Raw genomic sequence first — 13,801 nt, forward strand, 5'->3', positions numbered from 1 at the left:
CTGCCGGTCACCGCGGCGGCGCTGCCGCCGGACCCGTCGGCGCTGGCCGGCGCCGGGCAGGCGTGGTTCGAGGCGATGACGGTGCACCTGGTGCCGGCCGTCGAGCAGACGTTCCTCGACGGAGTCCGCGACGCGGGGGGCGACCTGGAGCTGCTGCGGGTCGCGCAGATGAAGGACGAGTACCTGGCGGCGCTGCCGAACAGGTTGCAGGGCGTGCCGGACAGCGGGTGGACGCAGGTCACCGCGGCAGTCGCCGAGCTGACGGCCGAGGGAGCGAGCATCCCGCGGCTGCGCGACGCGATCGAGGCGATCCTGGGCGAGCGGTCGTGGGAGGACCGGGCGGTGACGATCGCCCGGACGGAGACGATCGGCGCGTACAACGCGGGGACGCTGACCGCGTGGCTGACCGCCGAGCGGACGCTCGACGAGAAGCTGGACAAGGTGTGGGTGGCCACGCATGACGAGCGGACCCGGCCGGACCACCGGGACGCCGACGGGCAGCGCGTCGCCCTGGACGGCGTTTTCATGGTCGGCGGGGTGCCGATGCGGTACCCGGGCGACCCGGCGGCACCGCCCGGGCAGACGGTGCAGTGCCGCTGCACGATGATCGAGGTGGAGGCCGGCGAGCCCCTGCCTGCGGTCCCTGAGCACCCGTGGCCCCGGCGGGACCGGGCCACCGGGATGGAGATCACGGTGACGGCGGCGGCAGCCGCGAAGGGTGGCAAGCAGATGGCGACGTGGAAGGGAACGCTGGCGCCGCTGGGTGCCAGGTCGGGTGACCGGCGGATCTTCGCGGTGGACGGCGAGTGGTCGTTCCGCGACATGCCGCTGGCGCTGCGGTGGGCGCGTGAGGACGCCCCTGGGCACGAGGGGGCGGTGACGATCGGCCGGATCACCGCCGGGGAGGTGCAGAAGACGAAGCTGACCGGCGCGGGGGACTTCATCGACTCGGTGCCTGAGCTGGGCGAGGCGCTGGAGCTGCTGCGCAACGGGGTGCTGTTCCCGTCGGTGGACCTCGACGACTTCGAGTTCGTGTACACGGACGGGGACGGCAAGCCGGTCGAGGAGATGAGCGACGACGAGTGGGAGGCGTTCATTGAGGCCGGCGAGGAGCCGTACATCACGGTGACGAAGGGCCGGGTCATGGCGGTGACCCTCGTCGGCACGCAGGCGTTCATGGAGGCGAAGCTGGAGCTGGTCGACGACGAGGAGCCGGCCGACGACGCCGAGCCCTCCGACGAGGAGGAGAAAGAGGAAGAGCCGGTCACCGCGGCCGGCGCGACGGCGGCGAAGAGGCAGGTCGCACCGCTGTACCCGCCGAGGGCGTGGTTCGACGACCCGGGCCTGACCGAGCTGACGCCGATCACGGTGACGGTCGATGGCCGGGTGTTCGGGCACTTGGCCGACCGGGACTGCCACCTGTCGTTCCTCACCGGCGGGCAGTGCGTGATGCCGCCGGACGAGGGAGGCTTCGACTGGTTCCACCGGCCGGAGATCCAGACGGCCGAGGGTGAGCTGGTCGCGGTCGGGCACATCACGGCGTCGACCGGCCACGCCGACCTGTCCGCCAGCGCGGCGGCCGCCGTGGCGCACTACGACGACACGGGCACGCAGGTGGCGGTGGTGCGCGCCGGCCGGGACGCCCACGGCACGTGGGTGGCCGGGTCGCTGGTGCCGGAGGCCACCGAGGATCAGGTGCAGCTGCTGCGCCGGTCGCCGCTGTCGGGGGACTGGCGGTGGATCGGCGGGGCGCGGCAGCTTGTCGCGGCGCTGTGCGTCAACGTGGGCGGCTTCCCGGTGGTTCGGGGCCGCTCGTCGGGCGGCCGGGCGTACGCGATGGTCGCCTCCGGCTGGGCGGGCTGGAAGGCGTCGGACCCGGCGCTGCGCCGGCAGCGGGAGCCGCTGTCGCCGCAAGCGCTGGACGCGGCGGTGCGCCGGGCGGTGGCCGCCGGGTTCGCCGCCGAGCGGCAGCGGGCCGCCACCGCGGCGAACGCGGAGCGGATCGCGGCCTCGATCGGCCGGGACCGCAAGACGTTGGTGGCGGCGCTGGCAGCTGAGGTGCACGCGAAGTAGGGGAGGAGCAGGCGATGGCATGCGGCAGGTGCGGTGCCCGCAAGGCGGGCGCGACGGTATGGGTGCTGTCCTACGGGGACGGTCGGACCGGCGGGGAGTACGCGTCGAAGACGGACGCGGAGATCGCCGACGTGCGCAAGGGCGGCGGCGGCACGGTCCGCCAGGTGCAAAAATAGGGGGGCGAGACTGACAGGCGTCCGTTGATCGAGTAGTCGGAATTCACCTCATCAACGCCATCATGGTGACGGTGTGTCACGGGCTGACACGTGCGCCGCCCGCGCCGAGCATCCGCATCTAGCCGAGATCACTGCACCGGATCATGTCGGCGGGTGACGTCCACGGTGGTGGTATCCGACCGCGGCGAGAAGATCGTCATGTTCGGCGAGTTGCTCGCTAACTGCGCGGTCTGCCCATGCGCGCCGGTAACCGCTGTACCAACCGGCCAGGTAGAGGTGACACTCGGTTGGTGTTCATTAAACCGCAAGGACCGGACCTTACTGCCGAGCAGGCGCGCGCGTTGGACGACGACTTCTTCACGTCCCGGCCGTTCGAGTTCTTCGCGTCCCGGATTGCGTCGCTCATCGAGTCATCGGAGAGAAGCGCCGTAGATCGAGCGTCCAGCCTCGCGTCCGGCTTCGCCGGCGTCCTCGGACTCGACGATGCGCCGGAAATCCTGAATGTCGACCGATGTGACCGGGAGCTCCAGATCGCTCTCGACTCGCTTGCCGTCCGCCACCATGTGGCCGAGGCACTGGTCCGCTTCTACCACGCGGTGAGCATCGGACCGCGCAACCGCAGCGCACCGAATGTCGTGTGCACCTGGGCATCCGTGTGCAACGGCCCGATCAAGACCTCTGACCTTGTCGCCGAGACGACGGACTATCTTCTCAGCGAGACCGGAAGGGCTACCTTCTGGACCTTGGTCGTCCCGGCCGAGGCAGACGTCGACAGCCTGCCCGCCGAAGGCGTGATGGCGCGAGTGCAGCTCCTGGCGGACTGGCTGGTCCACGCGATGCGGCTGCTGGTGCGAGACGACATTGATATCAATGCCGCGCACAACAAGCTCAAGCACGGCCTCGCGGTGCGGTCGCGCGATGACCTGCGGGTAACCTTCATCCAGCAAGCGCCCGAGGATGGGACCGTGCCGCTGAGCGCGTTGACGTCTCCGGACGCCATCGATCTCATTGACACCATCAGCCTCGACTACCTGTCACGGGCACGCCCACGTAACGGCCGTAAGCAGGGCATGGAAGTGGCCACGCTGCGGCTGTCGCCGGCGACGCTGCTCGCCGAGACGTGGATGATGGCGCTGACGTACGGAGCGATGTTTCACATCGCCGCGGCACGGCATTTCGGCGCTCGCGGCGACGTGAAGTTGGCCCGATATCCGGACATGCCAACCGGCCCAACGCCCGATCAACTCCTGAAGGAGTCGGTCATTGGAATCCGACGTCCACTGACAACGCCCCTGGACGGCGGGCCGAGCGACCGCGCAGCCGGGATCGCGTTTTACGAAGGATTCGTTCCAGTCAACATCGACCATGCAGCAGCGCAGTCAGCCGTGGTCGTCGACCGCTGACGCGCCCGCGGTAGCCGCCGTCGGCCATCACCGGGCGCCCGGCGGCCAACTTCACGTCTGTACAAATAACAGCGGATCTGCTGATCAAGGGAGAGGCGCCAGATGACGACAGAGATTATCGTCGAGCGGGAGCCGGCCGCCGGGTCGGCCGGTGCGGTCACGGACGAGCAGTTGATCTCGATGCTGGTGGACCGGGCCCGTGGTGAAGGGCTGAGCCAGCACTCTTTGTTACGGAGTTGCGGGCGGTGGAATGAACTTCGCGAGTCGGCGGGCCAGGCCCTCGAAGCGGTGGTTACCGGTGATCCGAGTGAAGACGGCGTCTGGCGCGTCGGCAAGGCGCAGTAGACACAGAACGTACAGCCAGTACGTGCTTTCAGAAAGGTAGAACTGCTCCGTCGTGTGCTGACTCTGACGTCGCCCGAAGTGGTGTCCGATGTCGTCGCGGTCACTCTTGACGATCTTGACCCACTCGTCCACGTTCAGCACAAGGTCGGTGAACGGTTGACCGGCCAGCTTGGCGCATCGGGTAAGCCGCCGGTTAAGCGAGACCGTCTGGTTGCCGTCGCCCGTCTCCTTCCGGTTCAAGTCCTCCAAGGATGCAACCCGGTTGTAGTACCGATCAGTGACGTACATCGACGCTGCATACCGCGTCGCCATCACCTTCCCGAGGGTCTCGCGGTGCTTGCGGGCGACGACGAGCCACTTCGCTACGCCCTGCATCCCACCGAGGTCTTCTAGGCCAAAGTGCGTCTCATGGCTGCGCCACCGTCCCGACCGCTGGGCATCCTCAGCGGTCCATTGCGCGTGAACCGCAATTGGCTTGCGCCACCGACCCGTCGAGGCTTCTTGGTACACATCCGGGTGGAAGATATCGACCTGTCGGAACGCCGCCGTGCGGCCCGTTCCGATCGAAACGAGATCTTGAAGGTCAGAGGCTACGTCGATCAGTTCCCCGGCAGCGCGAACGTCGGGATAGTCCAACTCGAACTTGAATACCTGCTCTAACGCCGGTGCGGTCACATCCATCTCAGCTCGGATAGAGTGACGTAGCCCAAGACGGCCACCGCCGTCGAGCTCGATCCAGTCGGTTGGCAGCCTGCGACCTTCCATCGTGTAGAGGGGCTCCTGGCCCTCCTCGAGCTTAACGTTTCCCGTGACGCCGCTGCGCTGTGTCCACTCGGTCAACAAGTCCAGCCCAACCTGTAGACCGTCGCCGCCCGCCTCGCCGCTCCCGAACTGCGCGCCGTGGAGGATCCGGCCAACGCCGATGATCTGCTTCGTGGTACCTGCGAACATGCCGCCCAAGCGATGTACCTCGATGCACTGCTCTAGGGTTACCGGCTTGCGATCTGCGATGCCGAGAACGCGGTCGTAGGTACCTGCCGCTTCGATCTCGTCCTCGCCGATGGCCATGCTCGTCTCGCCATTCCTCGTGACAGCGGTGGCCACCTCCTCAACCTCCATGAGCCCACCGATCAACGTCAGCTTGCCGCCGCGTTCGGGGTCGAAGGTCAACACCCCGGGGACCTTCCGATCTTCTCGTCCGGGCAACCACCACCAACCGGTCTGCTCGTCAACGTTCATTCGGTACTCCGTTCAACATTCGCGTTGCGGCAGCCAGGCTCGCACGAGCCGGGCGAGCCGACACATTGTTTCTCGCTCGATGGTGGCGACCAGCGTCTGCGTCGGCCGGCTATTGCTCGCCCGCTGATCGCCAGGCGAGTTCGAACTCATCTCGCTCGATCAGGTAGTCGCTCCAGTCCTCGTCCGGGTCGTCGAGGCTGACCTGACCAAGGCCACCATACTGATCTTCCTCGTGGTCGTCTGCCCGTGCCGCTGTCATACGCCTCGACCTGGCGGACGGGCCAGCCGCCCTCGTCTACCTCCACGTACCAGACGGAGTGCCCCCAGGCGTCGAAGCCGTCACCACGCGACTCGTTCCAGCGGCGGCAATAGAGGCGCCTCATGGACGCAAGCGTAGATCCGCTGCGGTGCGCGGATCTGCCGCTGACAATGCGCGCCGGCCGTCGGCGCCCATCACTGAAGTGATCTCAACAGGTTCCAGGTAGGTATTTGTATTCGAAGTGGGTCAGGTGTAGTGCTGCGGCGACGATGCCACCGATACGGCGGGGGCTGGCGGTGGTATGCCGCAGGGCTTTCCAGCGTCCGATCAGGATCGCGAAGCCGCGTTCGCCTTGCCAGCGCAGGCCGCGAAGCAGCCGGTTGAAGGCGCGGTTGTCAACGTCGAGTCGATGGCCGTCGGCGGGTTGCTTGACCGGGGTCTTGATGCCGTGGCCTGCGCCTTCGTAGCCGGAGTCGGCCAAGGCGGGCAGGTCGAGCTCGGCGGCGGACCAGTGGAGCGCGGCGGTGACGCCCTGCTGCCGGGCGCAGGTCAGATCGTGCAGATGCCCGGGCATCGCGTCGGAGGTCCATACCGGTAGCCCGTCGGGGCGCATGACGGCTTGGATGTTCGCGCCGAAGTCGCGGTGTTTTCCGGAGTACCAGGCGTCGATCGTCTCCTGCTTCACGTTCAGTGTGGTCTCGGTCAGGCGGTCGCAGTCGAACAGTTTCCCATCCAGGATCACGTACGACCAGCCGTCGTCGGCGACCCGGCGCAGGGGGGTGTGCAGATCCTGGGCCTGTTCGGCCAGCACGGTGACTCCTTCGGCCAGGTACCGGTAGGCGGTTGCCCTCGAGACGCCGAAACCGGCGCCCAGCAGGGTCGCGTCCTCGCCTTTGCGGAACCAGACGAGCACCAGCAACGCTTGGTAGAAGCAGGTCAACGCGCGGGTACCGGACCGGGTGCCGCGGGCACGGCGTTCGGCGGCGAGTAGCCGGGCGAGGTACTGCACGACTTCCCTGGGAACGTCAACCATGGCACGATATGCGATCACGTGGGGTCCTCACCGTGTGGGTGATCTTGTGGTGAGAACTATCTACCGAGGGTGTCAGCCGGCCCAGCTTCGCGGCCGGGCTCTCGACGCTGCCGTCCGGGGCGTCGCCCGACGGTGATCGCCTGGGCACCGCAGGTCAGTCGTGGCGGTGACGCACGATGTAGTCGATGTAGCGGATCGTGTCCTCGCGGTCGTCCTCGCTGATCGAGTCCCACAGGTCCGCCAGCCAGTAGAGCGAGCCCGACAGCATCCAGGCCCACCCGCGCACCCAGGTAGCCTCGTCGAACCCGAGCGCCTCCCGGTAGGCGGCCCGCGCGCGGGCATCGAACAGGCTCCAGCCCGGCCGCACCTCGACCGCCGGATCGCCGCGGCCGAGACCGCCGAAGTCGATCACCCCGGTGAGCCTGCCCCGGTCGACCAGCAGGTTGCCTTCCAGGAGATCACCGTGCAGCCATACCGGCGGTCCGGGCCACTCGTCCACCGCCATCGCCTCGTCCCACGCCGCGGTCACCGCCCGCCCGTCGATCCGGTCGCCCAGCGCCGTGATCGACCGGCGGGTCAGCTCGTCCCGCTGCACCAGAGGTACGCCACGCTGAATCCCCTCCTTGACCGGCCCGCCCATCGGGTCGATCGCGATCATCGCGCGCACGAAGCCGGCGAGGTCGACGGCGAGGTCGACGAGGTCCTGCCCGGCTTCCGGATTGTGCCCGTCCAGCCACGGGACGACCGTCCACGGCCACGGATAGTCCCCGCCCGGCCGGCCGACCGCGACCGGCACCGGCACCGGCACCGGAAGATGCGGCGCCAGCCGCGGCAGCCAGGTCGCGTCGGTCGCCACCTGGTCGACCGCCCACTGCGCCCGCGGCAGCCGTACCGTCAGGGAATCACCCAGCCGGAACAGCGCGTTGTCGGTGCCGTTCAACGGCTGCGGAACGATCGGCAGGTCCGACCATTCGGGGAACTGCTCGTCGATCAGGGCGCGTACATGCTCGACAGCGACGACGATCTCTCCAGGGCGCATCGGCGCGACCGTAAAACCCGCTCGATCATCCTGTCAATCGAATTCGGACCACGCCGAACCCTGCGCCGGACCAACCGCTTGCACCTCGGCCTCGACCTCGGCGGCGAACCCGCCGGGTCCGCCGTCGGTGTGCATCCGACCGGCGAACACCTCGGCTGCCTCGCCGTCGTACCGACGCGATGGAGCGGTGCCGAACAAAGGACGGTCGGGATGCCGGTGGGCCGCGAACCATGGCCCCACGCCCACGTCCAGCGCTGTAAGGCCTCATCGCTTTCGCCCGTGTCGTACCAAGCAACACTCTCGCGTCGCTGAGATCAGCTCACTGTCCGTACGTCTGTCGGCTGTTGAGACTGGTCGGCTCCGTTGACCGGTCCTCCGTCTGGGACCGTGGTGGTCACCTGCTGTGGTCGCCCGGGTCGTAGGTCTTCCAGTTTCCGCCTGCCTCGGTCCACACCTTGGCGACGTGCTTGGTGTGGCCTGTCAATCGGCGGAGATCCTGCAGGCCACGTCTGCCTGCCCCGGGGACCCGGCAGCCGCCGGACATCCTCAGGTACTGGTCTCTCACCATCGTGCAACCCGAGCTGCCTTGATCGGAAGCAGGTCGCCGCTGCGTTACGCTGTGGGCTGTACCGCCGATGCTGGCTGCGGGCCGGTCGGGGATGAGATCCCTACCGTGCTGAGGAGCCGACGGTGGACTTTGAGATCCCTGGGACCCTGGAAGGTCTCGACCTCGACGCCCTGGCCCAGCTGGAGTCCCAGGCTGTGGCGGCGTTCGACACCCTGCGGGATGATTCGGCCCTGGACGCCGACGGCCTCGCCCGGCTGCGCGAGCTGGCCACGTTCGTCCAGTCGGTGCGCACCCAGCAGCAGCAGATCGAGCAGGCGGCGCTGCAGGTGGCCTCCGAGTTGGACGACCTGGACGCGGCCGTGCACGGCGCCGCCGATGCTCCCGATGGCGAGGGTGACGACGGCGACAACGACAATGACGCTGACAACGATGGCGACGGTGTCGGCGACGAGGGCGACGAACCTTCGGCGGAGGAGCACCAGGTCGAGGACGTGCCGGCACCGCAGCCGACGCCGGTCGTCGCTTCGCTGGCCCGCCGGGCGGCCCGCCGGCAGGCGAAGCCGAAGGTGACCAGCGCCGGCAAGTCGGCGGTCATCAAGGCGGCGGCCGACGTGCCGAACGTGCCGCACGGGCACGTGTTCTCCTCTGTGTCGGAGGTCGCGTCGGCGTTCGACGACAAGTTCGCCGGCTTCCCGCGCGGGGTGGGGGTCGCGACCCGCATCAAGCAGAACGTAGCCCGGGTGGAGCTGCCCGTCGACCAGGCGCTCGTCGCCGGGGGCAGGGGCCTGACCGACATGGAGCTGGTCGACCTGGCCGCCACGGAGTCGCGGCTGCCCGGAGGCAACCTGGTCGCGGCCGGCGGCTGGGGTGCCCCGTCGGAGACGCTGTGGGAGCTGTGCGAGGGCCTGGAGACGACCGAGGGTCTGCTGGACCTTCCGGGCATCACGATCCCGCGCGGCGGCGGTATCAAGGTGCCGTCGAATCTGGACTTCCGCGACCTGTACTCGGCGGTCGGCTTCGTGCAGACCGAGGCGGACAGCACCGCGGGCACGGACAAGCCCGCCTACCGGGTGCCGACGGTGAACTGGGCCGAGACGCGCCTCGAGGTGGACGGGGTGCAGATCGAGCAGGACATCGTGCAGAACGCGGTGTGGCCGGAGCTGACCCGGGACGTGGTGCGGCGGGCGCTGACCGCCCACGAGCACAAGATCAACGCGCGGCTGATCCAGCGCATGGCCACCGCCCCGGGCCAGTCGACGCAGTTCGCGCTGACCCTCGGCGGCGACGTCGACGGCGACGAGACGACCACCGCGTTGCTCGGCGCGGTGTCCCTGGCGGCGACGGACTACCGGTACCGCTACCGGCTGGGCCGCCGGCAGCTCCTCGAGTGCGTCGCGCCGCTGTGGCTGATCGACTGGATCCGGGCGGACATGAGCCGCCGGGCCGGGGTGAACTACCTCGACGTGACCGATGAGCAGATCACGGCGTGGTTCACCCGGCGGCACCTGCGGCCGCAGTTCGTCTACGACTGGCAGGACGGGTACGCCGACGCGGGCGGCAACGGCTTCGGTGGCACGGCGGCGCCGGGCCAGTGGCCGGCGAACATGGACCTGTTGATCTACGCGCCGGGCACGTGGGTGACGGGCTCCAAGCCGATCATCGACCTGTCGGCGGTGTACGACTCGACGAAGCTGAAGGACAACGAGTACATCGCCCTGTTCACCGAGCAGGCGACGCTGCTGGTGAAGCGGTGCTTCGTGTCCTACAAGGTGTCGGTGCCGCTGTGCCCGAGCGGCGTCACCGGGTCGACCGTCGCCTTCGACTGCTCCGCGGTCTGAGCTACCCGTTTGACGGGGCCGTGCCCGTGCGGCGCGGCCCCCGCCCCGAAGGAGGTGACGGGTGACGCAGCCCCTGGTGTACGTGGACGCCCCGGCGACGACGCCGTACAAGTTCGGGCTGTTCTCGGCGGCGGCCGTGGTCGACCCGGCCGACCAGCGCGAGTTCCAGGCCGGCGTGGAGTGGGAGCCGCTGTGCGTCGACGCCCCGGCGCCGACGAGCGTCGCGGCGGCGTCGGACCCGGACCGGGTGGCGATGGCGCTGCCGGACGGGGTGCCGAGCGTGCAGGCCGGGGTGATCCGGCTGTACGCCGGCCTGACCGGCCGGTCGACGGCCCGGCCGGACCTGCTGGAACGTGCCCGGCGAGCCCTCGGCGCGGTGGAGCAGCAGTCGCTGGAGCACTACGTGTGGACCGGCGAGGCGGGCAACGACGCGTACCTGGCGGACGCCGACACGGAGGTCCTGGCCGGCGCGGCGGCGGTGCCGCTGGAGGAGGGCGTGGGCCTGCTGGAGGCGCACATCGGGGACCGGGCGGGTGTGCTGGGCGCGCTGTGGGCTCCCCGGTGGACGGGCGGGTGGTTCGCGTCGAAGGCGTTGGCGCGAATCGAGGGTCCGCGCCTGGTGGCCCCGCTGGGCAACCCGATCGTGTTCGCGCAGACGACCGGCGTCGGCGCGGGTGGTGCGGCGCCGGCCGCCGGTGAGGCGTGGCTGTACGCGACGGGGCCGGTGATGGTGCGGCGGTCGGCGGTGTTCCTGCCGAAGCTGGCCGAGGCCCTGGACCGCACGGACAACGAGGTGTTCGCGGTCGCCGAGCGGTTCTACACGGTGGGGTGGAGCTGCGCGGTGGCGGCGGTGAAGGTGAAGCTGCCGGGCGTCCCGGCGTAGGAGGAGACATGACGCTGATCTACCCGAAGGACCGTGAGGACGCCCAGAACCTTGCGCAGCAGCTGCTCGACGCGGCCGGCGCGGAGCGGCACGACGAGGTGCGCACGACGACGGACGGCCCGATCGGGCTGGCGTTCGACGTGCCTGAGGACCTGGCGCAGAAGGTGCTGGGGCCGGGCGACGGCCGGCAGCTCGTCGAGACGCCGACCGAGGAGCCGGTCACCGCGCAGGGCACGTCGGCTGACGCCGGGGCCGACGGGTCCGGGGCGGACGCCAAGTCGACGGACGGTTCCTCCCAGCCGTCGACGAAGGCGTCCCGGTCGACCTCGCGCACGTCGCGGAGCTGACTGGTACCCCTCGCCCTGGGCCGCGCCGCCCCCCTGGTTTCTTCCCCGTGCCAGGTGGGGCGGTGCTTTTTGTGTGACCCGCTCCACGGCCCGCGGCGTACATAAAATTTGTACGCAAGCCTGAAATTTGCATACAATAAATATGTACGCAACGAGCTACCCCACAAGGAAGAGGGCAGGGAGATGTTGGAGAGCGGAGTGCACGGCCTCCTGGTTGAGTTCAAGGTCGAGGAGGAGGGCCGGGACCGGCACGGCCTGATCGCCCAGATGGCGCTGCGGGTGGTGCTCGCCGAGCAGCAGCTGGAGCGGCTGGCCGACGAGCTTCAGGCGGCGGTCGAGAAGGGCGTGGGCGACGCGCGGCGCGGCGACCTGCGGACGTCGGTGGCCGGCGGGCTGCTGGCCGCCGTGAGCGGCAAGGCGGCGGCGTACGACGCGGCGCTGATGCGGGTGGCCGAGCGGCGCGAGATCCTGGCGATGGCCGCCGAGCGGGTGCGCGCGGCGCGGGAGGCGGCCGAGGCGAAGCCGGCGCCAGAGCTGGCCGACGGCGACGAGGTGTCGTGGACGTGGGACGGCGAGAAGCGGACCGGCAAGGTCGGCGGGGTCGCGTCGGGCCTGGCGCGGATCGCCGAGCGCGACGGCGAGGTGTGGGTGCTGCCGATCGGCGAGCTGACGAAGGTGCCGCCGGCGAACGCGATGGAGCACGCGGACTGCCAGGGGTTCGACAACCAGGAGTTCTACTGGCACTGCTACACGCACGAGGTGTTCAACCAGCAGTTCTGAGCTGAGCGGGCCGACGCCCCTCGCGCCCCACGTGGGCGCGGGGGGCGTCGCCGTTGTGTGGCTCGCTCCACAGTCCGAGGCGTACATAAAACCTGTACGTCGGGCCTGGTGCCTAGATACAATGAATATGTACAGCAAGCCGCCCCGACTGCGTGAGGAGTGCCCGATGGCCCGCGAGATGAGCTACGAGATGACCCGGACGATCGAGGCGCTGGACGCGCTGACGGCGAGCATCCGCGAGCGCCTGGTGGGCCGGCGAGGGCCTGTTCCCGCGCGAGACGGAGGAGCAGGAGCGTGCCCGCCTGGCCCACAACCGGCGGGTGCGGGAGCACAACGCGCGGGTGCTGGCCGAGCGGGAGCGCCTGGAGGCTGCCCGCCAGCGGCGCGAGAACGAGCGCGAGGCGGCGAAGGTGCGCAAGTCGATGTGCGGGGAGTGCTTCACGGTGCTGCCGGCGTCGGGCGTGTGCGGCAACTGCTGCTGGCCGAGCTGACGAGAGAGAGGGAGTCGACCATGAGCGTGACCGTGCGCGCCGAGCTGATCGAGCAGGTCCCGCCCGCCGAGCTGTGGCAGGTCGTGCCGCTGAGCGACGTGGAGGAGGGCGACGTCGTGTCGTTCGACCTGGCGGCGCTGGCCGAGCGGCGGCGGGAGAGCGTGCCGCGCGTCGACTGGACCGAGGTGTTCGCGCAGGCGCTGGCCGTGCGGGTCATCGAGGAGCTGGGCGGCTGGCGGCAGCTGCACACGTACGACCTCACCTGCTCCACGGTGGGGGGCCTGCCCGAGATGGAGGTGTTGCGGCTGCGCTGAGCCGTCCGAGCGCCCCCGCAGCCGACCTGGCTGCGGGGGCGCTGCCGTTCCCGCCGGCGGGCAGGCCGCCGGCAGTTCACGTGGAGGAAGAGCATGACGACGACAATGGCGCGGCGCGCGAACGCCGTGCCCAGCGACCCGAGGGAGCACGCGCGGGCGATCGCGGAGGCGGTCGACGAGGCGTGGCACAGCCGGTACGGCGGCTCGCGGATCGAGGTGCCGATGAGCGTGGTGGCCGCCCTGGCGCTGGTGGCCCGGGAAGCGCCGGAGCCCGACCAGCTCGCGCGGCTGGAGGAGGCGGCGGAGCGCCTCGACCACGAGGGCTTCTGGCTGCTGGTGCAGCGGCTGTGGTGCGAGTTCGCGGCGCTGCGGCCGGACCTGAACCCGCGGACGAGGCACCTGTGGTACTGGATCGACGAGGAGCCGGACGAGACGACGAAGCGGGCGGTGCACGCGGTCGGCCAGGCGGCGCTGCGGCGCGGGGTGTTCGGCCGGTTCGGGCCGGAGGGCTGGGGCGACACGGACCTGCTCGGGATGCTGTTGCAGACGATGAAGAGCCACGGCGGGCGCAAGGGCATCGGGCAGTTCCTGACGCCGGAGAGCGTGACGCTGCTGCTCGGCCGGATGGTCGCGCCGGAAGAAGGCGCGAAGGTCCTGGAGCCGTGCGCCGGGACGGGCACGATGCTGCTCGGCGCGGCGCAGGCGATGCGGGAGAACGGGCTCGACCCCACGACGTGCGAGTGGTGGGCCAACGACCTCGACCCGCTGGCGGCGGCGTTGTGCGCGGTGAACCTGCACCTGTGGGGCCTGGGCTGGCGGGTGGTCGTCGGCTGCGGCGACGGGTTGCAGGACGCCTGGATGCACGAGGCGCTGCGGGACCGCCAGGTGGCGATCGACGAGATGCAGGCGGCGTGGCGGCAGGCCAGGCAGATCGTCGCGGTGCGGCAGCTGCTGGACCTGCCGACGCCGGAGAGCGAGCTGTCGCGGCACCTGCGGCGGGCGGCGCCGAAGCC

14 protein-coding genes are annotated in these 13,801 nt (G+C 69.9%); 10 read left to right on the top strand and 4 right to left on the bottom strand.

Annotation, left to right across the window (positions count from 1 at the left end):
• From JNW87_RS23530 to JNW87_RS23540, 3 genes are all read left to right on the top strand, one after another.
• Nucleotides 1–2,073: phage minor head protein (locus JNW87_RS23530; protein ID WP_238454400.1), on the top strand; the 2,073-nt coding region annotated here is incomplete at its 5' end.
• 14 nt (nt 2,074–2,087) lie between these two features.
• A complete protein-coding gene (locus JNW87_RS23535; RefSeq protein ID WP_238454401.1) occupies nt 2,088–2,249 on the top strand; it encodes a hypothetical protein in 162 nt (53 codons plus the stop codon).
• Between the two features lie 290 nt (nt 2,250–2,539).
• Nucleotides 2,540–3,652 (top strand): hypothetical protein, encoded by a 1,113-nt coding sequence (locus JNW87_RS23540; protein WP_238454402.1) that lies wholly within the window; start codon nt 2,540–2,542, stop codon nt 3,650–3,652.
• Between the two features lie 228 nt (nt 3,653–3,880).
• Here JNW87_RS23540 and JNW87_RS23545 read toward each other — a convergent pair whose 3' ends face one another.
• The 4 genes from JNW87_RS23545 to JNW87_RS23560 form a co-directional block, all read right to left on the bottom strand.
• Entirely contained in the window at nt 3,881–5,236 is a 1,356-nt protein-coding gene (locus tag JNW87_RS23545) for a hypothetical protein (RefSeq protein WP_238454403.1), read from the bottom strand.
• Between the two features lie 109 nt (nt 5,237–5,345).
• Nucleotides 5,346–5,495 (bottom strand): hypothetical protein, encoded by a 150-nt coding sequence (locus tag JNW87_RS23550; protein ID WP_238454404.1) that lies wholly within the window; start codon nt 5,493–5,495, stop codon nt 5,346–5,348.
• A gap of 208 nt (nt 5,496–5,703) precedes the next feature.
• The gene (locus tag JNW87_RS23555) at nt 5,704–6,546 is read right to left on the bottom strand and encodes a transposase family protein (RefSeq protein ID WP_238454405.1); all 843 of its coding nucleotides are present in this window, start codon (nt 6,544–6,546) and stop codon (nt 5,704–5,706) included.
• Between the two features lie 136 nt (nt 6,547–6,682).
• On the bottom strand, nt 6,683–7,567 hold the full coding sequence (locus JNW87_RS23560; protein WP_238454406.1) for an aminoglycoside phosphotransferase family protein: 885 nt from the start codon (nt 7,565–7,567) through the stop codon (nt 6,683–6,685).
• Between the two features lie 690 nt (nt 7,568–8,257).
• Here JNW87_RS23560 and JNW87_RS23565 point away from each other — a divergent pair.
• The 7 genes from JNW87_RS23565 to JNW87_RS23595 all read left to right on the top strand — a co-directional run.
• Nucleotides 8,258–9,973 carry a major capsid protein gene (locus tag JNW87_RS23565; protein WP_238454407.1) on the top strand — a complete coding sequence of 572 codons (1,716 nt, stop codon included), beginning with the start codon at nt 8,258–8,260 and terminating at the stop codon, nt 9,971–9,973.
• 61 nt (nt 9,974–10,034) lie between these two features.
• Entirely contained in the window at nt 10,035–10,856 is an 822-nt protein-coding gene (locus JNW87_RS23570) for a hypothetical protein (RefSeq protein WP_238454408.1), read from the top strand.
• Nucleotides 10,857–10,864: 8 nt separating this feature from the next.
• A complete protein-coding gene (locus JNW87_RS23575) occupies nt 10,865–11,203 on the top strand; it encodes a hypothetical protein (protein WP_238454409.1) in 339 nt (112 codons plus the stop codon).
• Nucleotides 11,204–11,386: 183 nt separating this feature from the next.
• The gene (locus JNW87_RS23580; protein WP_238454410.1) at nt 11,387–11,983 is read left to right on the top strand and encodes a hypothetical protein; all 597 of its coding nucleotides are present in this window, start codon (nt 11,387–11,389) and stop codon (nt 11,981–11,983) included.
• A gap of 320 nt (nt 11,984–12,303) precedes the next feature.
• A complete protein-coding gene (locus tag JNW87_RS23585) occupies nt 12,304–12,474 on the top strand; it encodes a hypothetical protein (RefSeq protein ID WP_238454411.1) in 171 nt (56 codons plus the stop codon).
• A 20-nt stretch (nt 12,475–12,494) separates the two neighbouring features.
• Nucleotides 12,495–12,788 carry a hypothetical protein gene (locus JNW87_RS23590; protein WP_238454412.1) on the top strand — a complete coding sequence of 98 codons (294 nt, stop codon included), beginning with the start codon at nt 12,495–12,497 and terminating at the stop codon, nt 12,786–12,788.
• A gap of 93 nt (nt 12,789–12,881) precedes the next feature.
• Nucleotides 12,882–13,801 (top strand): N-6 DNA methylase (locus tag JNW87_RS23595; RefSeq protein WP_238454413.1); only part of this gene is annotated, 920 nt, incomplete at its 3' end.

Origin of the sequence: Micromonospora sp. ATA51, assembly GCF_016802855.1 — a bacterium.
Taxonomy (GTDB): domain Bacteria; phylum Actinomycetota; class Actinomycetes; order Mycobacteriales; family Micromonosporaceae; genus Micromonospora; species Micromonospora sicca.